This window comes from Paenibacillus baimaensis, assembly GCF_025567575.1.
In genome coordinates this window covers 184,354-205,666 of the sequence record NZ_JAOQIO010000022.1, presented here as the reverse complement: position 1 = coordinate 205,666, position 21,313 = coordinate 184,354, and the positions used below count along the sequence as shown (strand labels likewise).

The window sequence follows — 21,313 nt, the reverse complement described above, 5'->3', positions numbered from 1 at the left end:
TACGCCAAAGTTCTTGTTGAACACGCCAAATGATAAAACTCAGTAAATAGTCGGCATTCCTAGCCATTTTCTGATGTCGAGTTTGCACCTAAATGTTCAGTACGCCAATTTGAAGGCGTATCACCTTCCCAAAGGCGGAAGGCGCGGTAGAACGAGTTCTGGTCTTCATATCCAATCAAGAAAGCCACTTCTTTAATATCGAGCAAGGGGTCCGCCAAGTACTCTCGTGCTTGCTCATGTCTAGCTTGTGCCAACAGCTGCTTGAAGCTCGTGTTTTCATCAGTAAGCCGGCGCTGCAAGGTACGATCGCTCATGCCCAACTCCTTCGCGACAGCCTGTATGTCGGGGCGCCCTCCTGTGAGGCTGTGTATCATGATCCATTTGACCGTCTCGGTAATTGATCGGCTGCGCTGCTGTTCATTGAGCGATCGGTCCAGAACGGGAGTCAGTATCTCCAGCAACTCTTCGTTGTAGGAGACAAACGGGCGGTCCAGATCACTTCGATGTAGCGTCAATCGGTTACATGTTGCACCGATCCGGATAGGGCAGCCGAAGTAAGCTTCAAGGACTTGTACATCGCCCATTGATTGCGAAAATTCGACAAACCGTGCCGTCAAAGGTTGACCTGTACCCCGGCGCCCAAGCTCCAGAAGACATGCCAGCGTAATACCAACCAGCATCGGCGGACCCGGTTGCTCCGTATGCAGCCATTCCAGTTCGATTGTACAGTGCTCGCCCTCCTCGGTAATACGTAAGCCTTCTGGGGGACACAGTTGTTTGTACCGAGCCATTCGGTTTAGAGCATCGCGGTAGTCACGAGCGTGGTAAGTCGCCAAGACGGTCGGTGGGTACTTCGCTGTTTCAAAGACAGTCGCAAGTTGGATAATTCCTTGGGCAGTGTCACCAATGAGATCGGAATAAGCTTGCCAGATCGCAAAATATTGCGCGGTGGTGACTACTTGTTCAGTAATAATGGTGAGCGGCAGTCGTGCTTTGCGAGCTACGTCGTGGGTGGCAATCCCTAACTGACTTAATCCTGCCCAAAATCCTGCCGGGATTTTAATACGGTCAGAGGTATGAGAATTCATACATAAGATCCTCCTTTAGCTGCTTACATATTCATTATTTTGGTTACGATTGGTTCTTATGGGACAGTTATTTAAATACCTTCATAACCGATAGAATGGCTTAGGAGATCTGCTTGTATACTGGGCACGCTCCAGTTCTTCGGCAATGATGCGAATGCCTTCTTCAATATCTTGCTCATCGGTCCGAATGATGCTAAGGCGCAGCAAGTTAAGCTTGGGGAAAGATGAAAGGAACTGCTTATCGGTTGCCAGTACATCAACGCCACGATTCTCCAACCGCTTGACCAAATCTTCTGTAGGAATGGAATCCGGAAGGTGTATTGAAGCGAAGAGCCCTGCGCAAGATTGAATGGTATATAAGCACTCTTTGGGTAATAATCGTTGTGAAATTTCCCTAAGATGTTTAATGCGATGATTGTACAAAGATTTCATTTGCTTTGCATGATGGGCATACATTCCAGACTTCATATAAATCTCAAGCACACCTTGAGAAAGCACTGAGGTGCTCAGATCCGCCGTATGTTTATGCCATTGGAGTAAAGGAATAAACGAATCTGGTACTGCGGCCGCGCCAACCCTTATTCCGGGCAGCATCACTTTGGAAAAACTTCTGAGATAAATGACATGACTGGCTCCACTATAAGCGTGAACAGGATCTGCTTTACTGTTGGTTTCCAAATCTGCAAGATAATCATCCTCGATGATGTACACATCATTGGCTTTGGCGAGTTCTGCCAGTCGCTGCTTGTCTTCCGCTGTGAAAGAAGTGCCTAACGGATTATGGAAGCGCGGGATTGTATAAAAAAACTTTATATTATTACTTTGAAAATGGCGCTCCAAAGTTACCCAATCAATCCCGTCAGGAGTTCTTTCGATGCCGATTACGGTTTGCCTTTGTGTTTTAAGTGCAGCAAGCATTCCCCAGTAGGTTGGTTGCTCAACCAAAATGTTGATTTTTCCATTTGGAAAAGGCATCCCGGCTAGAAGATGAAGAGCTTGCTGAGCGCCTGAAAATATAAAAACTTGCTGTGCCGAAGGGAAAACCTGTTGCTGTTGAAAAAGCTTTACGATCTCCTGGCGCAAAGAAAGCAAACCCTGTGGATCGGGATAAGTGAATATGGACGCTTCAAATAATTCCATCGCTTTGTTCAAACATTGACGAAAATCGATTTGTGGTATCGACGCGGGATCGGGAGCCGCTGATGCAAAATCGATTCGTTTTGTTTGCAGCAAGGGAAGAAGCGCTTCTTTGGCTACAACAAAATAACCACTCTTCGGACGTGAATAAATGAGATATTGATTTTCAAGTTCCTGATAAACACCAATAATTGTGTTGAGACTGCATCCGAATCTTTGGCTCTGCATACGGATGGAGGGCAGCTTCTGACCGGGTTTGATGAGACCATTGACTATGTCCGAACGGATGATTTGCTGAATGGTTTCCTTTTTATTTTTCATAAAAATGCCTCCAATTTGAGTAGGTTGATCAACTATCTGTACCCTTACAGATGGCTAAATGTTTAATATACATAGTATTTTGTATCTACTATAATACAAATAATCATACAGAAGTGTATTTTGTAAATATTTTCGTACCTTGATATCTCAAAGCGTCGAGTGTATTTTTGTATTAAAATTTTTTTGAGGTGATTGTAATGAACCAAACGACAAGCGGCTGGATTAATGGCTTCCTGGGCGTACTCATCTTCAGCGGCTCGCTGCCCGCAACGCGGTTGGCTGTGATGGATTTTGATCCGTTATTCCTCACCGTATGCCGTGCCGCCATTGCAGGGCTGTTAGCGGGAGTGCTTCTCCTCATATTCCGGGAGCAACGACCTGTCCGAAGCGACATCGTTCCGCTATTGTTAGTAGCACTCTGTGTGGTAGTAGGTTTCCCACTTCTGACAGCCTTGGCGCTTCAGTATGTCACATCTGCGCATGCAATTATCTACATTGGGCTTCTGCCGCTTTCGACGGCGATCTTCGGCGTACTGCGGGGTGGTGAACGCCCACGACCAACCTTTTGGATCTTGTCAGCTGCAGGCAGCTCCCTTGTAGCAGGATTCGCCCTAGCACAAGGGGCTACATCGTCGCCGGTCGGTGATGCGTTAATGCTGGCTTCTATTATCGTGTGCGGTTACGGTTATGCGGAAGGGGCACGACTCTCACGGAGATTAGGGGGTTGGCAGGTGATCTCTTGGGCGCTCGTTCTGTCACTTCCCGTTATGTCACTGCTCTCGTTTTGTTACATGCCGGTTTCGTGGACAGGTATAAGTGGTTCCGCACTCAGTGGTTCCGCACTCTGGAGCCTAACTTATGTCTCCCTGTTCAGCATGCTCATCGGCTTTGTATTCTGGTATCGTGGTCTTGCTCAGGGAGGTATAGCAGCGGTCGGGCAGTTACAACTCCTCCAGCCTTTCTTCGGCCTTCTACTTTCAGCTCTCGTTCTGCACGAGTCAATTGGTTGGCCTATCTTTATAGTAAATATCGGTGTCGTACTGTGCGTGGCGATCGCACGGCGATTCGCATCCAAATAGTTTTTAACGCCAGCATTCATTCCGTATGGTTGAACTGTTTCTGACAAGCACAAAACTACTGTATCCGTTCAGATACAGTAGTTTTGTATGTAACCGCCTACTCTTGTAAGGACACCCGTCGCTGCCCCATATCAACAGGACGAGCATTAATGATTTGCGATTCAGCTTCTCCAGACTCTATCATACGTGCCACGAGCCGCTCCTTCAATCGGTCCGCCACCTGTCTGAATGACTCAACACCTACCAGATTGGTCAGCTCGTAAGGGTCCGCCTGTAAATCATATAGAAACTCTTCCTCATATACGTTAGCACGAGAATCTAACCAGCCATTTTTATCCGGTGCCTTCACACTGTATTTCCAGCGTTCGGTTCGTATGGCTCGCCCTACCTGCGACTCACTGATTTGTATAAACACTTCTCTTGGCCAATCCGCCTTCGCCTTGGAGCCTTGTGTCAGGGATAGAACAGATCTACCCTGCATCTCCCGAGGTACCTTAATTCCCGCAGCATCCAGTAAAGTGGGAGGAATATCGATCAGGCTGACAAGCTCCGTAATACGTCCGCCATTTTGGAAGCCAGGACCGCATATAGCCGTTGGGACCCGGATCGAGCTTTCATGGCAGGACCGCTTATATTCGCCGTTTCTCGTTTTAAAATGACTCCCGTGATCGGATGTGAATAAAATAATCGTACTCTCCGCCATATTTAAGCTCTTCAAGGCATCCATTAACCGACCGAGCGCATCATCCAGCCGTCTGACCATACCGTAGTAACCGTCAAGGTGCTGATGGGCGGTCCCTCCAAGCGTTGCCAAATCTGCAGGCATCCACTGACTGGCATACTTTCCTTGATAAACATCCGGCGCGGGGTAATCGTCCCTGTGATTCTGATGATGGGGCTCCAAGAAAGATATAAACATAAAGAATGGATCAGTCTGATGCTGATCGATATAACGTATAGCTGCATCGGTCAACGCGTCAACCCGATACCCTGGAAGCTTAACCGCCTCATTATCATTATTGTACACAACCGTATCATAAGCATCCGATGAAAACTCGAGGACATTCGAAGCGAGCCAATGTTGATATCCGCCCCTTTGCGCTTCGGGCACAGGCTCCTCTCCAGCCAGATGCCACTTCCCAAAATAGGCTGTTTGATAACCAGCCTCACCAAAATGATGCGCCAACGTTGGTGTCCCCTCAGGGAGCGGAATACCATTACGATAACAGCCGGATGTTGTGGCATACAAACCTGTTTGCAGGCAGGAACGAGCGGGACCGCAGACGGGTTGGCATGTAAATGAATGGGCTATATGTGTCCCCGCAAGTGCCATCCGGTCAAAGTTAGGCGTCAAGTTAAGCGGGTTGCCATGTACCCCAGTCGTATCCCAACGCTGCTGATCCGTAAAAAAGACAATCACATTCGGTTGAGTTCTGTTCATACCTGCATCCTTTGAACTTCGTGAATTTCCCATCTAACAGCACACTCCTTTTCTGTATCGCAATCCTTTACCATAATCCACTGCCTCCCATTCTCCGGGCAAGCCAGTTGGAGAACAGCAGCAGCAGCAGACCTACGACAGATTGGAACAATCCTGCGGCAGAGGCCAACGAGTACCTTCCCATCGTCAGACCGACACGATAAACATAAGTATCTAATATATCCGCCACACTATAAACCAACGGATTATACAGAATAAAAACTTGATCAAATCCGGCTGATAAGATGTGGCCTGTTCGCAGAATCAATAATATAACAATCGTATTGGCGATTGAGGGGATGGTGACGTATCTTACCAATTGGAAGCGGTTTGCTCCATCGATTCTTCCGGCTTCGTATAGCTCCGGGTTAATTCCAGCCATGGCTGCCAAATAAATAATCGTTCCCCACCCAGCCTCTTTCCATATACCAGACCAGACCAGCATCGAACGAAATTGCTCCGGCTGCATGACAGGTGATGATTGCACATCAAATAGCGCTAATATACCTGTACTTGGGGATAGCAGTGTAAACATCATTCCGCCCAACACAACCCAGGAAAGAAAATGCGGAAAGTATACAATAGTCTGAATGAGCCGTTTAATACCATTGCTGAACACCTCGTTGAGCAAAAGTGCCAGTATAATAGGCGCAGGGAATCCAAAGATCAGTTTGTAAAAGCTGATCATAATCGTATTACGGAACGCAATCCAGAAATCCTCCGTCTCAAACAAGATCCGAAACCATTTCACACCGGACCAGGCGCTATCCCACACGCCGAGCGATATTTTATAATCCTTAAACGCAATTAGAATACCGAGCATAGGAATATATTTGAAGACTAGAAAGTAAATCAATCCCGGAAGCAGCAGCAAATAGTAATATTTGTATTTAATCATCAGCTTCCACAGCATGGATTGGCGTGGTGAAGCCATACCACCTGCAAGCGTATAAGCCTTGTGGCTCTTCATTCCAGTAACCTCCCGGATGTAATCATTCCTCAGACATTTGATGGTTTTTCCCATGTGATGGTTTCTTTTCCAGCAGCTTTTTCCGGTAATCCCCCGGAGTGATGCCCTCGTACTTTTTAAAGAAGCGAATAAAACTATGGGCGTCTTGATAGCCTACCAGTTGGCTTACTTCCTGCAGCGAGCAGCGCGATTCTCCCTTCAACAGTTCAATACTGCGCGAAATGCGATACCGGCTTAAATATTCGAGCGGTGGTTTGCCTGCCTCGGCTTTGAATACCCTGCTTAAATAGTTGACGCTTAATCCAACATATTCCGCAATGTCCCCGATCGAGATGTTGCCTGCATAGTTCGTCTCGATAAAGTTAATCGCTTTAGCAATATAAAGACTGTAGCTTATTCCTTCCTGCTGCTGTTGCTGCAAGCGCTTGATCAACTCATGAATATAACGAGTAATGAATTGCTCCAGCTCGACGTTGTTCGGACAACCGTCCAAATCCAAAAGATTCATCGAAATAGCGGTATCGTAGCCTTCCTGATAAAGCTCATTCATGACATTGCTGATCAGCATCAGAATCATTTCTAGCAATCGTTCCCGGGGGTACCTGCCGCTGTAAACATAATTCTCGAAAAACTCGGAGATGCAGCCATCCGCTTTCTCCTCATTCGTCGCCATAATGTAGTGTACAAGCTCTTTCTGAACCGCAAGGGGATATTCAAACCGGTTATCGCTTTCCATTTCCTGCATAAACGTAACATCCGATTTATTAAACAAAGCTTTACAGTTCAAGACACGTTTGGCCTCGGCATACGACTGATAGACGCTGTTCAACGATTCATAACTTCGGCCAATAGCAAATTGAAGTGATACCTGACATTGGAGCTGCAGCATTTCATTCGTTTCGTGCAGATACTGGGTAAGAAGTGCTTGGGTCGATTCCCCCATCTCCTCCTGCTCCAGATTAAGAATAAAACCGAATTGACCATGATCCAGCAGTGTGCCTGCTATTGGCAGCTTTTTCAACAGTGCAGTTTCAATGGTACTGAACGCAAGCAATCTCAAGCTGCTGTCCGGGATGTCTTCATCATTTTTAAAGTTTGGAACCGCCAGCAGAACAGCAAAATATTCATGTGGGAAGTGAACATTACTTTGCTGCAGCGCTGAAGGCATTGGCTTAAAATCCATAATATGGTTATTGAGAATGTCATAAATGAGTCGGGTTCGAATAATCGGTTTATTTTGCTCCATAGTGCGCTTGATTTCTTCATGTTCCCGAATCATTTTTTTCCACGGACGATACATATTCAAGGCAATCAAATAAGAGAGCGCCAATCCGAAGAGCATGACAATTGCTGCTGTCTGGATAATGGTCTGTTTTACGGCTCCCATTTCCTCTTGGTAGGTCTCATAGGGGACCGCCTTCACGAAAATCCATGAGTTAAACCGTGATTTTTCATAGCTTGTTACATATTTGGCAGTTCCGCTTGTGATCAGCTCAGAACCGGAAGAACCGTCAAAACGTCTATCCTTAAACAATTCGTTCATTTCCTTGTTACTGCCATACACCATACTTCCGGTTGCCCCGTTAATAATATAAACGTCGTTTAAGGTCGAGTTTGTCAAATGAAGCAGCGTGTCAAAAAACACATCTTTCTTGACGTTAATAATTAAATTGCCAAGTGCCTCTTTACTCGTAATCGGCAGCGGACGACTGAAGCTGATGACCTCAACCTCAGGGTCCATGCTGCGCTGGATGCGTCTGATTTCATAGTCGTTTGGCTCGGAACCCTGTTTCTTCATGCCTTCCAGCCATTGTCTGTCATAAAAATCAGATATACTATAAAAACCCTCGTTTGTCGTCAGCACCTTATCGTTTAATTTAAAATACAAATAAATGGAATAAAAAAGCGGGTTGGTTGAAATCTGGTTCCGCAGATTTTCCTTCAGCAAACTAAACTCATACATATCCGAACCGAACGGATTTACAAGCTTGGCATTCAGATCGGGAATCAAGGCCAGCTGCATCGCCAATCGATCAATATTATCTACAACCATCCGGGTTTGGGTATACATGAAATCCAAATCGGTCTTGGCATTTTTCGCATATTCCTCCTGCTTCTGATTAGCCAGATGCAGATAGTAAAAAATACTGATAAAAGTGACCGAAAGGAGGATCATCACCGAATACGATAAAAAAATCTTCCCAAAGTAGGTTACACGTTTCTTTGAATCCATCAACATCCACTCCCCATACAAACCGGTTGCAAGAACATGAAAGCGTTTTAAATTCTTTATGTTCTCCACCGTTGGAGAAATATCCTTCTTCATGAGCAATGGAGTTCTATAGAGTGAGTGATTTACTTCTTTTTCTTCCATTCCTCGTTGACCTGCTGTTCGATGGCTTTGCCGCCTTGGCTGTAGTATTTGGTCACAAACTCATCCCACTTGTCTACCGACCATGTCCCTGTGACGATTTTGGAATAATATTCCGACCACAGCTTAGGCAAATCCGGGTAGTCCAGCATAGCTTGGGTGGTTTTCCAAAATTGGTTTTTCACCGTGTATTTGTTGGTGACTTCCATCGCGGATGTTGCCTCTTCAGTCATCCATCGGCGGTCGACTACCTGTATAAAGCGGATAGGATTGGAAAAGCCTTGGGTATAAAGCTCCGAATAGGACGGAACCTTCATATCGATACGATTTTTGGCTTTGTCATAATTATAATGCTCATTGTTTACACCATAAGTCACAAGTGGAAAGCCTTCCTCGGAAGCGGACCAATCAATTAATTTCATCAATTGCTCGGGATTTTTGGTTTTTGCAGAGATAGCCCTAATATCATTGTAGGCGGGTGCGTTTTCCGGCCACCCCAGCTTGCCCCCAGGCCCAGACGGAGGCATCAGGATTTGCAGATTACCATTCGGAATCGCTTTCTTCAACGCCAGATTGATAGGTTGCTTGGGATCAACGTTAAAGGCACTGCCTTCGAAAATACCTACTTTCGATCCAATGACCTTCTCGTCCAGCTGCTTCTGTTCCATGATGACGAATTCAGGGTCGATCAGTCCTTCTTTAAACCACTTCTGCAATAGGGTTAACACCTCTTTTGTTTCCGGCAGTACCATCCCCTGTATTAACTTGCCGTCCCTTTCATGCCAGAAAGACGGATTAATGCCATATGCCCCAAAGATAGCTGCAAAGGGGGTCAGTTGAGGATTTCCTGGCTTGGCTGCGCTCAGTCCGTAAGTGTCTTTTTTACCGTTCTTGTCCGGATCATTATTAGTAAACGCTTGCATAACCTTATAAAATTCATCCAACGTTTTCGGCTGCTTGAGCCCGAGCTGATCCAGCCAATCCTGACGTACCGTAAAACCGCTAACATCCGGACCGTTGAAAGCTTCTGGACGGTAGCCAACCGGCAGTCCATACACCTTGCCCTTGTAAGTAAGAGCCTCCAGATCGGACTTCTTGATCAGCTTCGACATGTTAGGTGAGTTCTTGATCAAATCATCTAGTGGCATGATCAATCCTTCATCGGCAAATCGGGTTAGCGATGGGATGTCAACATTAAAGAAATCCGGCAATTCCCCAGAGGAAGCGAACAGATTTAATTTGGTATAATACTCGGTGCCGCTTGCCAGAGACACGTTAAAATCAATATTCTTTAACCCCGCTTTATCTAATGCGGCTAATACTTCTTTTTTTCCGCGACCTCCATCTGCAGGATATTCCGGTGATCCGAAGTTTCGGAATATTTTATAGGTTTGTTTTTGGGCAGTTACCGTTTCCTTGCTGTCCTTCGTATTGGTTGGCTGCACAGCAGGCTGCTCAGTGCTATTCCCCGACGAGCATGCAGCAAGCGATGCTGTAATGACAACCGCTAATGAGCTCTTCCACGTGTATTTCATGAATATTCCCCCATATACATTTTGTTGTTAATCAGCTCTTGACCGAGCCCAGCATGGCGCCTTTTACAAAATACTTTTGCAGAAAAGGATATATACACAAAATGGGGACTAACGCTACGATGATCGTTGCCGCGATCACGGAGTCAACTGATGTGCCTGTTAACTCTCCCGTCATGCGTGCCGTTGCTTGACCGTTGATGACATCCCTCAGCATCAGCGGCAGCGTATATTTACTTTTATCGGTCAAATAAATTAAAGCCTGTAAATAATTGTTCCACAGGTTAACAGCCTCCCATAGCGCAACTGTCGCCAAAACCGGCTTGGAAAGCGGTATGACGATAGAAAAAAATATCCGTACCGGATTAGCCCCGTCAATCATCGCTGAATCCTCCAGCTCCGATGGGAGCGTTCGTAAGAAGCTCATAATGATAATGATGTTAAAAGCCGAAATTGCTGTTGGCCATATCAACGACCATAGAGAATTAATCAAGCCTAATTCCTTTACCAGCAAGTAAGTGGGAATCATTCCTCCGCTAAACAACATCGTGAACAAAACAAGCATCATGATCCATTTCTGCGCCGGCATTTCTCCTTTTGTCAGCGGATAGGACATCATGGCTGTCAAGAGAACACCGACTATCGTACCCACCGTCATCGTAAATATGCTGTTACCGTAAGCCGTCCATATGTACTCCGTCTGCAGTACCGTTGTGTAAGCCGCAAGCGTAAAGGATCTGGGCCAGAAAAAGGCACCCCCTCTCATCGCTTCTTCCATAGAACTTAGAGACAAGGACAACTCATGCCACAGTGGGTACACGGTAATCAACGCCACAAAAGTTAAAAAGATCAGGTTGATAACATCGAAGACTCCTCCTCTTGCATTTCTCAATTCTTTTCACCTCCTAAGGATTATTTGCGATGCTTCTTGAAATGACTGCCACGAGAGCGACTGATCCACATCGGAAGCATACGCTAATGTCTGATATCATGAATACGTTCTCATCTTTGCATATTACATACAAATGTAACAGAGGCAGTATGGGTCATTATGTGGATTTCCTTACTTTTAACAAAAATAGCTAAAAATTAACCATGATGTTTATTTTAATACATAATTATCGTGATAACACAGCACTTAATTCCGCCTTACGCATGCTTGGCAAGCTTATTTATGTATTTTCCTGATGTCATCACAATTACAATAATTATAAATAAATTACTTTATTTCCTAATAATATAAGAATAATGGAATCCTTGTGCACCTCCACGAGTTGGGATATGATGGGTATTAGACATTCGTAATTGAATATTGGAAATAGGTGCTTACCTGCTGCAAGCGTGTACAGGCAAGCTTAAAAGGGAAGTTCGGTGTAAAACCGACGCGGTCCCGCCACTGTCATGGTTGAGTCACCGCAAGACGCCACTGGTTGAGTTTCAACCGGGAAGGCTGCTGGTGACGATGAGACCTATAGCCAGGAGACCTGCCTGTTTCAACAGCGCTGTTAAACCTACGGGAAATAGGGAGGTGTTAGACGATCCATCATTTAGCAAAATGAAGGTGTCTTCCCCTATGCTCATTATGGGGAGGACACCTTTTTAATTAGTTAATTGTGCTAATTTCCTTTTTTTCTCCGGGTTTATAACAAGTCGAAATACGACAAGGAGGACTAAAATGCGTTACGAATTGATTCATTTTTTGTCCCATGTGGAAGACGAACGAATCATAGCCTCTTTCATTCAAAATTTCACTATTGAAGACTTGGAAGCCCTCATTTGTCATCTCGAATACACAGATCCTTCGACGCGTGAGCGTTGGTTGGATCTGTGTAACAAAACGCTTCACTTTTGAGTAAAATGATGATCTTTAATCCAGTCGGACACAATCAAGAATACATTGTCTTTCATTAATGGACTAAATGTGGGGTCATTCATAAATTCCATTTGCTTTGGAATTGTATCTAGCAGCATGACCCCATTGGTTTCAAATCCACTCGGCAACTCTCTAAGGACACTCACCTTTGAGATATAGATATTTTTCACAAATACTAGACGAGCCTGTTCATAAATTAAATATTGTCCAATCCTTTCAATCGAATCGAGTTCTCCACCAGTCTCTTCATACATCTCTCTAATAACCGTTTGTGTAACAGATTCGCCTTCCTCCCTATTTCCTCCAGGTAGTTCCCAACCGCGACAATGATGTTTAACAAGAACCAATTTACCTTTATAGAAAGCGAAAATCAGCACACAATTAGCTTCTTCAATTAAACTTTTCTTCGTTAATATTATATTTTGATTGGGCAAAGCACCAAGAAACTCATAATTCATTGTTACCACCAACTTACTTTTTGTTAAAGACAGCCATTACTTATGCTTATGTTTGACTTCCAGCCCGCTCATGCCGATATGTCAACACTCTGGATTTCGTTCTCATCTCATCATACTCGTCCTCAGCTGTTGAATCCCAGGTAATCCCTCCTCCTACTCCATACACAGCCAGCTGCGTATGCGTATCTACAAGAACTGTGCGGATGGCCACGTTAAACGTGATACCCTCGCCCGGTACAGCGAGCCCAATGGAACCGCAATAAATATGGCGTGGCTCCTTTTCCAAGGATGAGATGATCTTCATAGTTGAAATTTTGGGTGCCCCGGTTATCGACCCACATGGGAACATAGCCTGGAATACATCGAACAGGGTGACCCCAGGTTTTGTATTGGCTTCTACGGTCGAGGTCATTTGGTACAAAGTAGGATATTCCTCGATTTCAAATAGATGTGGAACCTTAATGGTGCCTGTCTTGGCAATCCGACCTAGATCGTTCCGAAGGAGATCCACGATCATCACATTCTCTGTGCGGTTCTTCTCCGATTTGAACAAAGTTTGTTTGCTGCCCGTTATGGGAAGGGTACCTTTCATTGGCTTGGTACGAATGAGCTCTCCATTCCAGTGGAAGAAAAGCTCTGGTGAAACCGATAAGATCCGATAACGCCCCACTTTTAAATATGCAGAATAATTAGTTTGGACATCTCGCAAATCTTCGTAGTAGGCAAAATCATCTCCAGTAAACCTTGCCTTCAAACGCGTGGAATAGTTGACTTGGTACGTCTCTCCACGAGCAATCGCCGCATGAATGCTTTCAATGTTGTTTGTATAGTCCACACGGTTCGTACCTGCACTCCAGTCTGAAACGGAATACACCCCCTTCGGCGCTATGTCGACCTCTTCTACTGGCCTCTCATAAACACCAAACCACACTAGAGGAATCTCTGCATCAGGTTCACACACGCTAAAATGCCTCTCAAAAGCGGGTGCGCACTCATATGAGACATAACCGGCCACATAGAACTGCCCATCGATAGCCTCCTGTACCTTCTCAAAAATCCCACTGATCTCCTCCAATTTGTGGGTTTGCCAAATCTGCAGAGGCTTCTCAAATTTCATTCTTTTCTGATTAAAATCAATGATGATGGTTGGTTCATGCTTCATATCCTACCCTCCGCTTCTATTGCTTGTTAACCTTATAATCTAAGTCGGATTACAAGCCTTTATAGGAGTCTAGCCCTTACGAGTATTCCCCCTTATAAAATAAAAAAGCATTCGATCCTAAGATCAAACACTTTGCCCAGGCGTACGGCGATATGAATATGTGCTCTCTCGTGGTTCAGTAGCTCATACCCGTAGCACATACGCACCCGGTCAAAGCCTGCTGCGTACGTGCTTTTGTAACCACTGTAACCTTGTGTTCTATCTATATACTAAAATTATACGATTGCGGAATGTTGTGCACGGGCAATCTTCGTCGCATCTACCATGTTTCGCAAGGAATCAACCGTCTCTTGAAGCCCACGGGTTTTAAGTCCGCAGTCCGGATTAATCCAGAACAGCTTAGGATCCAATACCCGCAAAGCACGTTCGATCATGCTGGTCATTTCCTCCACACTAGGAATACGTGGGCTATGGATATCGTATACACCTAAGCCGATTCCAAGCTTGTAAGTGTTGAGCTCGAAACTGTGAATCAGTTCGCCGTGGCTGCGGGATGTTTCAATGGAAATAACATCGGCATCCATCGCTTCTATCGAATCAATCATGTCATGGAATTCGCAATAGCACATATGCGTATGGATTTGTGTTGTTTCCTGTACGGTGCAGGTGGCTATACGGAAAGATTTGACTGCCCACTCCAAATAGTTGGCTTGCTCAGCTTCCTTAAGCGGCAGCCCTTCGCGAACTGCAGGCTCGTCGACCTGAATCATGCCAATGCCCGCCTGCTCAAGTGCTTCCACTTCTTGTCTCAGCGCATACGCCAATTGGTAGGCAATTTGCTCGCGCGGTATGTCTTCGCGGACAAATGACCAATTCATGATCGTAATAGGACCTGTCAGCATCCCTTTAACTGGATGCTCAGTTTGCGACTGGGCATATTTGGTTTCTTCCACAGTCATTTCACCGATGAACGCTACATCCCCGAATATAACCGGAGGTTTTACGCAACGGGAACCGTAGGATTGGACCCATCCGTTTTGTGTAAATGCAAAACCTGCAAGCTTTTCGCCGAAAAACTCGACCATATCCGTTCGTTCAAACTCCCCATGCACCAGTACATCCAGACCAATTTCCTCTTGAAGCTTGATCCAGATATTGATTTGTTCCCGGATAAAGCCAGCATACTGCTCTTGGCTCCATTCACCCTTGCGCCACAATTGGCGTGCTTTTCTCACCTCAGCAGATTGTGGAAAGCTGCCGATTGTCGTTGTCGGAAAAAGTGGTAGTTGCCATTTTGCTTGTTGAGCGGCATAACGCTCGGCGAAAGGCAGGTTGCGCTCAGGCTTTTGAGAATTGACAGCAGCTACGGCTTGCTGGATATCGCTGCGATTGCGCTCTTCTGACTGCTGAAGTGCCTGAATAACACGGTCACTGTGATCCAGTTCATCTTTCACTCCGTCGCTGCCCACAGCGATAGCTTTTGTTAAAAGGACCAATTCGTTAAGCTTTTCATCCGCAAATGCGAGAGCATTCTTCAGTTCAGTTGAGAGCTTAGTCTCACGTTCTGTTGTTACTGGAACATGAAGCAAGCTGCACGACGACTGCACAATGAGGCGATCGGCTGTAACGAGTTCAGTGAGTTCTTCCAGTAGTCCCAGTTTGCCCCGAAGTGACGCTTTCCAGATACCGCGACCGTCGATAACGCCTGCACCTAAAACCTTGTCAGCCGGGAACCCGAGCGTTTTAATCGAAGAGAGATTGCCGGATAGACCATGTACGAAATCAAACCCAATTCCTTTGACTGGCAACGCAACGATTTCACTGTATTGGTCGACAGATTCAAAATAGGTTTGGAGTATGATGTTCAGATTAGGCACGGATGCAGCAAACGTCTCATAGATAGTCTTCAACCGCTGGATGTCAGGACCACTTAGCTTCGTCACGAGAACAGGCTCATCGATTTGTACCCATTGAACCCCTTCTGCAGCCAACTCCTGGAGAACCTGCACATAAAGCGGTAACAACCGATCCAACCAGGAATCAAACTCCGATTGGCTGTAACCCTTTGACAATTTCAGGAAGGTCAATGGTCCAACGATAACCGGTTTGCCTTCAATCCCAAGCTTTTCCTTAGCTTCCCGATAAGCTGCAAGAGGCTTATTTTCGGTAAGCGCCGGAGATGCATCTGCCAATTCAGGTACAATATAGTGATAGTTGGTGTTAAACCACTTGGTCATTTCACTTGCTGTAGCACCCTTTGTCCCGCGAGCCATACCATAGTAGACAGACAAAGGCACAACGCCGCCTTCATAAGAAAAACGTTTCGGAATAATACCGAACATAGCAGCTGTATCCAATACATGGTCGTAATAGCTGAAATCATTAACCGGGATCAAATCGATACCCTTCTCTTGCTGTTTACGCAAATGATTCAATCGGATGTCCTGCAGTTGGTGGTGAAACTCTGCTTCCTCAAGCTTGCCTGACCAGAAAGCTTCGAGCGCTTTCTTCCATTCCCGATCCGCACCAATACGCGGGTATCCTAAAGCACTACTCTTCACCATCTATAAAAACTCCTCTACAATTTGTTATAGAAAACATATCATAGATTTCCAGCTATAACGTAACTGGATTAAACTATATCTAGTTATAGCCTGAGGATATATCATTCTACATGGATGACAAAATCATCAGTAGATTCCCCATACGTACTCTTTAGAACAACAAAAAAAGGATGAAGCGTACTCATCCTTTTTTATACTATTTTACCACTTTAACCATAATGTACTAATTGTTTTTAATGTTAAAGCAGATACGCTCTAGTTAGATACTCAATTTATCCAGTATATGATTAGCCATAATTTTATATCCTTCAGCGTTCGGATGCAGTTGGTCTGGTAGTTTGTCAACAAACGCTTCTCCAAAAATATCCAAACCGTCTACATAAGTAAGATTTGAATCTCCGTAAGAAGTTAGAATATTCACCGCTTCCTGGATTTCTTTCCTCATTGTAACCAAGGTCATCCCTACTAAGTTTTCGTCTGTTTCCCTGTGAGGACAATAAATAGGAGAAAACAAAAATAGGGGCGTGTAGCGATGCTTCTCCCGAACGATCGATACCATGCCAATAATTGCAGAACGAAACGTCCGGATATTTAAACTATTGCCACCCATCACATTAATACCGAGGCACATGGTAATGACGTCAGCGGGAAGGTCACGGATGACGCGAGCAACCATGGGTTCCAAATGACATTGTCCACCAAATCCCATACAGGTCAGGTCCCAACCTTTGTTGCGTGCTACGATTGCTGGCCAAGTTTGAGCCGGACTCTCAGCTGCGCTGCATTGTGTAATGGAGCTGCCGTATGCAACCCACCGCGGTTGGTTGTTTGGCAAGGGAGTGACCGATGCCCCATCATCGACTTTAAGTGCCTTCACAATGACGACAGCCTTTTGGGAAAAATAAATTTCTACCCTCTTCATGCTGTCTGGTAAGTTTGTAAATAAACAAATTTCTTCTCCTGCAATAAGAGTCCTGGTATCGACTAATTCATCTTCAATAACGATGTCAAACCATATATCTTTATCCGTCATAGCGACATGCAGCTCCACCAGGGTGGAATCGCTCATAAAAGCAACTCTAACGCCCGCTGTTTCCCCTGCCTTCTCCGCTAATTCAGATGCAAATAAGCTGAGCTGATCATGTGGCAATCGCCATGGCCGGAGTCCGGTATCATTCTTTTCTATTGAAACTGCACCCCGAAACCACTCTTCACTGATTTCAATGGTTTGCATTGTTCAATTCACCTTTCTATCGTTATTTGAGTGCTATTATTTACTTCAATCTACGATGTAACAGGAATCACCGGTTTATCCTGCAAAATATCGCTGCATGCTTGCATCCATGAAGCCAAGCCGGAGGCAAGCCGTTCGATGTGTACGGCATTTGACGGGTCTGTCGACAAATCTTGTGTTTCCCAAGGATCGTTTAGTAGATCGAACAACTGGATTCGTTCCGTTCCTGCATTCGTTACTGGCGACCGATAATAACGAATCAGCTTCCATCGGCCGTCCGTTACCATCCGCTGGACGTCTCGATATACCGAGCACACGATACCACGCACACCTTCGCTTTCCCCTGCAAAGATTGGACACAGACTTATGCCTTCCGTTTCCTCAGGCAGGTCGACGTCGCACAGACCGGCAACTGTAGGAAAAATATCGATATTGCTTGCCAGCGCAAGCTCCTGCTTGCCCTCCGGCACACCTGGCCCCCGGAATATAAGCGGAATGCGCACGCTATGCTCGTAAACGTTCTGTTTGCCCATAAGTCCATGTTGCCCGACCGCCAAACCATGGTCCGCGGTATACACGATGAGCGTGTCGTCATAGATGCCCTTAGCCTTCAGCGCTTCGACGACTCTACCGATTTGCGCGTCCAAATGGCTTATCATCGCATAGTAATCGGCAATATGCTCACGAATTTCGCCCTCTTCCCTCGGCCATTGTGCGAGTTTCTCGTCCCGACACGTCATATCGCCGGTATCGAATGGATGCTCCCGCACAAAGTTCGGAGGTAGCGGAATATTGGCTTTGTCGTACATACTTGCATAAGGCTCCGGAGCGGTTCGGGGATCATGCGGCGCGGTGTAAGCCACATACAGGAAAAACGGCCGATCCTCCCGGTAATCCTCAATAAAGTTGACGGCGGCGTCCGTGAACAACTCCGTCGAGAAAGTAGTATCAATATATTCCTGTTCCTTCGGATAAGCCCCGGTCGGATCATAATCGTACACGGGAACCTGGGTATGCTCGCTCATTCCGTGAAAATATAGCTTATCCCCTCCTTCAAAACTTCGGGCGAAGCTTGCCTTGTCGTTATGCCATTTGCCGACCGCGTGAGTTTGATATCCGGCTTCGCGCATCGTTTGCGGCATGAGCCGAACATCCGAACGAATAACGCTCGAATGCTCTCGGTTCATCATGTCTTTGCCGATCATCGCCCGGAAAATTGGTATGCCCGTATTCACGCACGCTCTGCTCGGCGCGCAAAGGGCTCCGGTTAAGCCTCCGAATATATGCATGTTACGGCAAGATGTGCCGCTGGCGACGAGGGAATCCAATACTGGCGTCTGCACCGTTTCATTGCCGAACGCTTGAATGGCTTCACCACGATGATCGTCCGCTATAATAAATACGACATTCGTTCTTTTGGCTGAAAGCTTCTTTATGCTCTTCTCTTTCATCTTGTACCTCACTCTCACGTTGCAATTGACTCCATAGCAGGTTTGATGGTTCGTGGCAATTATCTCAATTACTTTTTCGATTTATACTGTGTATAGGCTTGTTGATAAATTTCCAGGTAGCGTTTGATGTTCATTTTGTCCAAGGTGGCCAAATAGTTGTTCCATTCCTTCTCGACGTCCAGCGAGCCTGTAACCGTTTTTGCAAAAAACTCGGTTCTGTAATCTGTGAGCGTCTTCTCAAGGTTAGCAAGCTCCTCCGCTTGTTCGTTGGTGAAGAACACTGGCGGCATAATTTTGCTCGGGTCGATTTCAAACGGCTCGTATTTTTTAGTTTCATTATACAAAATAAGTTCAAGTGAGTTTTTCGGATCGGCTGCCACGCTTAAACGCAACTCGTTTGTTCGCAGCGACGGCCCCGACTGCGCCCAGTGTATGTTCTGCAGCTTGCCAAACGTGGCAATCGGTTTCCATACCGCTTGCTTCCCGTTAACTCCAAGCTCTCCTTGCGCCGGACGCACCCACTCCTGATCAGGACGGCCCTGCGTGCTGCGCAGTGTCGCTTCTTCCGAAAGCAGCAGGTCGGCCATACGGAATGCGGCTGCAGGATTTTTGGCCCTATTGGTGATGACGAATTGACCTGTAGAGACGGCATACGGATTATATGCAGTTGAACGTATACCTGCCGGCCCTTTGAGTGGTGGTACGGAAATGTAGTCTTTGAATCTCGGGTTATCGACATCGACAAACACCGTTTGGTTTTGCGAAGCAATAACTCCGGTGATCGGAATTTCCGGATTCAAGCCCATTTGTTTCAGTTGGTTTCTATCCTGTGTAAACGTTTGCGGGGAAATCAAGCCTTCCGCATACAGCTTGCTCATATACTTCAATGCTTCCTTCCACTCCGGTTGATTGTAGGCAACTTGAACCTTTCCATCCTTTACATATTTCAAGTTGAAATCCTTTTCAATAAAAGCGCTGGTTAAGAAGAGATCTAACGTCGAGGATGGGCCGTTGGTAGCGCCGACAAGTGGGATCTCATCTGCCTTGCCGTTCCCGTTCGGATCTTTTTCTTTAAAAGCTTTGAGTACTTGATAAAACTCATCAGTCGTTTCTGGCATTTTTAATCCGAGCTTGTCTAGCCATGGTTGATAAATCCACATCTTTTGGCCAAGCGAGCAGTGGTAGCAGTCATTAACCTGAGGTACCGAATAAATATTGCCGTCAGGCATCGTAATCAAATCTTTTACATAGGAAACCTGCCCGAACATCTTTTTCATTTCCACGCCGTATTTATCAATAAACGGGTTCAGCGAAATAAACACGCCATCCTTACCGTAAATCGACTGCTGAATCGGCGATACGCTCATATTAAGCAGCACATCCGGATAATCGCCGCTTGCGAGTGAAACGTTAAGCTTCTCTGCGAATGTTTTTTCCGGAGCGACTTCCCAATCGATATGTATGTTCGTTTTCTCCTCCAGCCACTTGGTGAACTCGTTAGTTGCAAAGTTTTCCACAATGCTGGAGCCTTTGACCATGATCTTGAGCGTCGTCTTTTCTTTCGTGATCGGGAATACGCCCGCTGCCGTTACTTGATCGTCGCTGCTTGCTTCCTTCTTTTGGGCAGCTTCCTTTGGTATGCTGTCCGCGCATGCACTTAGAAGTGCTACAGATGTTGTAATCGCTACCAAAGCTGTTAAACCTTTTTTCATGTAAAGACCTCCCTTTATATGTTTGATGTTTTTCCTATTTAGAATACGAATTAAGGGAACGCCAAGCATTATGCTAATTTACACTGATATGACTTTATTTGCGCTGGACGACGGTAGGCGAATCGTAGCTTTTGTTGTAGACTCCTGAAAATTTATCCATAATATTCCATTATCTGCGGTATGGTTCACCATTCTGTGGCCGTAACTACCCACTAGCTAGCTTAGCGTTAACCGATGTGAAGTATAAAAAAATAGCTGCCGACACGATCCCGGCAGCTGAGCTCCAACGTAATAAATAACAAATTCACTTTTGAACATTTGGCCCTTTAATGTGACAGACAATATTCGATATACCACTTTCTAAGCTGATTAATTTGAGCCTGATGATAGCGGCTATGGTCAGCCATATGCCATAGGCCCCAGCGTAGGGTTGCTTGCTTTTCATTTTCATGTCCAAAATTTACAATTATATCCAACTCAGTATCTGTTAATTGTGTACATGAATCTTTCAACATTTTTATCACATCTTCATATTTAGACATAAGTGTGTTCAAAGACTGTCCTTTGACCATCGGAAGCCTATTATTTGCGTCTATCATGGGGCCATATTGCTCTTTTAAAGAAAGAGGTAGTGGCTGCCCTTTCATTCTATAAACCCAATTCAGATCAACATACATAATATGTTTTATTAACTGAGCGGTACTATTAAAGTTGTTATTTGGACCTTGGTAATCTACTTCTTCTTGCGACATACCTTCCGTGATTAATTGTAGTCGTTGGCTATTCTCTACCACAGCGGAATATAATATTCCCACAATAGGTGACATATTGGTTTCACCTTGTAAATCGTAAAGCATCCTGGCTCTTCCTCCTTGTTCATG

The 21,313-nt window shown here is 45.5% G+C and carries 16 protein-coding genes and 1 riboswitch; of the genes, 2 read left to right on the top strand and 14 right to left on the bottom strand.

Annotation, left to right across the window (positions count from 1 at the left end; genetic code table 11):
• Positions 1–59: 59 nt before the first annotated feature.
• Positions 60–1,088, bottom strand: a complete 1,029-nt coding sequence (locus OB236_RS09365) for a helix-turn-helix transcriptional regulator (protein WP_262683733.1) — start codon at positions 1,086–1,088, stop codon at positions 60–62.
• An 81-nt stretch (positions 1,089–1,169) separates the two neighbouring features.
• Positions 1,170–2,546, bottom strand: a complete 1,377-nt coding sequence (locus tag OB236_RS09360) for an aminotransferase-like domain-containing protein (RefSeq protein ID WP_262683732.1) — start codon at positions 2,544–2,546, stop codon at positions 1,170–1,172.
• A 197-nt stretch (positions 2,547–2,743) separates the two neighbouring features.
• Between OB236_RS09360 and OB236_RS09355 the strand changes: the two genes are divergently transcribed.
• Positions 2,744–3,625 (top strand): DMT family transporter, encoded by an 882-nt coding sequence (locus OB236_RS09355; RefSeq protein WP_262683731.1) that lies wholly within the window; start codon positions 2,744–2,746, stop codon positions 3,623–3,625.
• 97 nt (positions 3,626–3,722) lie between these two features.
• Here OB236_RS09355 and OB236_RS09350 read toward each other — a convergent pair whose 3' ends face one another.
• The 5 genes from OB236_RS09350 to OB236_RS09330 form a co-directional block, all read right to left on the bottom strand.
• A complete protein-coding gene (locus OB236_RS09350) occupies positions 3,723–5,066 on the bottom strand; it encodes a sulfatase-like hydrolase/transferase (RefSeq protein ID WP_262683729.1) in 1,344 nt (447 codons plus the stop codon).
• Positions 5,067–5,133: 67 nt separating this feature from the next.
• Positions 5,134–6,075: an ABC transporter permease gene (locus OB236_RS09345; RefSeq protein ID WP_262683728.1), complete on the bottom strand. Its 942-nt coding sequence runs from the start codon at positions 6,073–6,075 to the stop codon at positions 5,134–5,136.
• Between the two features lie 22 nt (positions 6,076–6,097).
• On the bottom strand, positions 6,098–8,308 hold the full coding sequence (locus tag OB236_RS09340) for a helix-turn-helix domain-containing protein (RefSeq protein WP_262683727.1): 2,211 nt from the start codon (positions 8,306–8,308) through the stop codon (positions 6,098–6,100).
• Between the two features lie 122 nt (positions 8,309–8,430).
• Positions 8,431–9,981, bottom strand: coding sequence for an extracellular solute-binding protein (locus OB236_RS09335; RefSeq protein ID WP_262683726.1), 1,551 nt, complete (start codon positions 9,979–9,981; stop codon positions 8,431–8,433).
• A gap of 31 nt (positions 9,982–10,012) precedes the next feature.
• Complete coding sequence (locus tag OB236_RS09330) at positions 10,013–10,870, bottom strand: carbohydrate ABC transporter permease (RefSeq protein WP_076234736.1); 858 nt, start codon at positions 10,868–10,870, stop codon at positions 10,013–10,015.
• 411 nt (positions 10,871–11,281) lie between these two features.
• Positions 11,282–11,484, top strand: a riboswitch (cobalamin riboswitch).
• 169 nt (positions 11,485–11,653) lie between these two features.
• Here OB236_RS09330 and OB236_RS09325 point away from each other — a divergent pair.
• On the top strand, positions 11,654–11,830 hold the full coding sequence (locus OB236_RS09325; protein ID WP_262683725.1) for a hypothetical protein: 177 nt from the start codon (positions 11,654–11,656) through the stop codon (positions 11,828–11,830).
• On the opposite strand, the gene OB236_RS09320 is transcribed toward OB236_RS09325, so the two are convergent.
• From OB236_RS09320 to OB236_RS09290, 7 genes are all read right to left on the bottom strand, one after another.
• Positions 11,821–12,309, bottom strand: coding sequence for an NUDIX domain-containing protein (locus OB236_RS09320; protein WP_262683724.1), 489 nt, complete (start codon positions 12,307–12,309; stop codon positions 11,821–11,823). The genes OB236_RS09325 and OB236_RS09320 overlap by 10 nt on opposite strands.
• Positions 12,310–12,355: 46 nt before the next feature.
• Entirely contained in the window at positions 12,356–13,471 is a 1,116-nt protein-coding gene (gene pabB / locus OB236_RS09315; protein WP_262683723.1) for an aminodeoxychorismate synthase component I, read from the bottom strand.
• 275 nt (positions 13,472–13,746) lie between these two features.
• Positions 13,747–16,035, bottom strand: coding sequence for a 5-methyltetrahydropteroyltriglutamate--homocysteine S-methyltransferase (gene metE, locus OB236_RS09310; protein WP_262683722.1), 2,289 nt, complete (start codon positions 16,033–16,035; stop codon positions 13,747–13,749).
• A gap of 259 nt (positions 16,036–16,294) precedes the next feature.
• Complete coding sequence (locus OB236_RS09305) at positions 16,295–17,269, bottom strand: SGNH/GDSL hydrolase family protein (RefSeq protein WP_262683721.1); 975 nt, start codon at positions 17,267–17,269, stop codon at positions 16,295–16,297.
• A gap of 50 nt (positions 17,270–17,319) precedes the next feature.
• Positions 17,320–18,720, bottom strand: a complete 1,401-nt coding sequence (locus OB236_RS09300) for a sulfatase-like hydrolase/transferase (protein WP_262683720.1) — start codon at positions 18,718–18,720, stop codon at positions 17,320–17,322.
• 68 nt (positions 18,721–18,788) lie between these two features.
• Complete coding sequence (locus OB236_RS09295) at positions 18,789–20,432, bottom strand: ABC transporter substrate-binding protein (protein ID WP_262683719.1); 1,644 nt, start codon at positions 20,430–20,432, stop codon at positions 18,789–18,791.
• Between the two features lie 326 nt (positions 20,433–20,758).
• Positions 20,759–21,289 (bottom strand): DinB family protein, encoded by a 531-nt coding sequence (locus OB236_RS09290; RefSeq protein ID WP_262683717.1) that lies wholly within the window; start codon positions 21,287–21,289, stop codon positions 20,759–20,761.
• Positions 21,290–21,313: the final 24 nt, after the last annotated feature.

Coding starts and splice junctions, on each gene's coding strand:
- pabB (WP_262683723.1), bottom strand. CDS start 13,471: ATGAAGCATGAACCAACCATCATCATTGATTTTAATCAGAAAAGAATG.
- OB236_RS09325 (WP_262683725.1), top strand. CDS start 11,654: ATGCGTTACGAATTGATTCATTTTTTGTCCCATGTGGAAGACGAACGA.
- OB236_RS09360 (WP_262683732.1), bottom strand. CDS start 2,546: ATGAAAAATAAAAAGGAAACCATTCAGCAAATCATCCGTTCGGACATA.
- OB236_RS09340 (WP_262683727.1), bottom strand. CDS start 8,308: ATGGATTCAAAGAAACGTGTAACCTACTTTGGGAAGATTTTTTTATCG.
- OB236_RS09295 (WP_262683719.1), bottom strand. CDS start 20,432: ATGAAAAAAGGTTTAACAGCTTTGGTAGCGATTACAACATCTGTAGCA.
- OB236_RS09300 (WP_262683720.1), bottom strand. CDS start 18,720: ATGAAAGAGAAGAGCATAAAGAAGCTTTCAGCCAAAAGAACGAATGTC.
- OB236_RS09290 (WP_262683717.1), bottom strand. CDS start 21,289: ATGCTTTACGATTTACAAGGTGAAACCAATATGTCACCTATTGTGGGA.
- OB236_RS09305 (WP_262683721.1), bottom strand. CDS start 17,269: ATGCAAACCATTGAAATCAGTGAAGAGTGGTTTCGGGGTGCAGTTTCA.
- OB236_RS09345 (WP_262683728.1), bottom strand. CDS start 6,075: ATGAAGAGCCACAAGGCTTATACGCTTGCAGGTGGTATGGCTTCACCA.
- OB236_RS09320 (WP_262683724.1), bottom strand. CDS start 12,309: ATGAATTATGAGTTTCTTGGTGCTTTGCCCAATCAAAATATAATATTA.
- OB236_RS09365 (WP_262683733.1), bottom strand. CDS start 1,088: ATGAATTCTCATACCTCTGACCGTATTAAAATCCCGGCAGGATTTTGG.
- OB236_RS09355 (WP_262683731.1), top strand. CDS start 2,744: ATGAACCAAACGACAAGCGGCTGGATTAATGGCTTCCTGGGCGTACTC.
- OB236_RS09350 (WP_262683729.1), bottom strand. CDS start 5,066: ATGAACAGAACTCAACCGAATGTGATTGTCTTTTTTACGGATCAGCAG.
- OB236_RS09335 (WP_262683726.1), bottom strand. CDS start 9,981: ATGAAATACACGTGGAAGAGCTCATTAGCGGTTGTCATTACAGCATCG.
- metE (WP_262683722.1), bottom strand. CDS start 16,035: ATGGTGAAGAGTAGTGCTTTAGGATACCCGCGTATTGGTGCGGATCGG.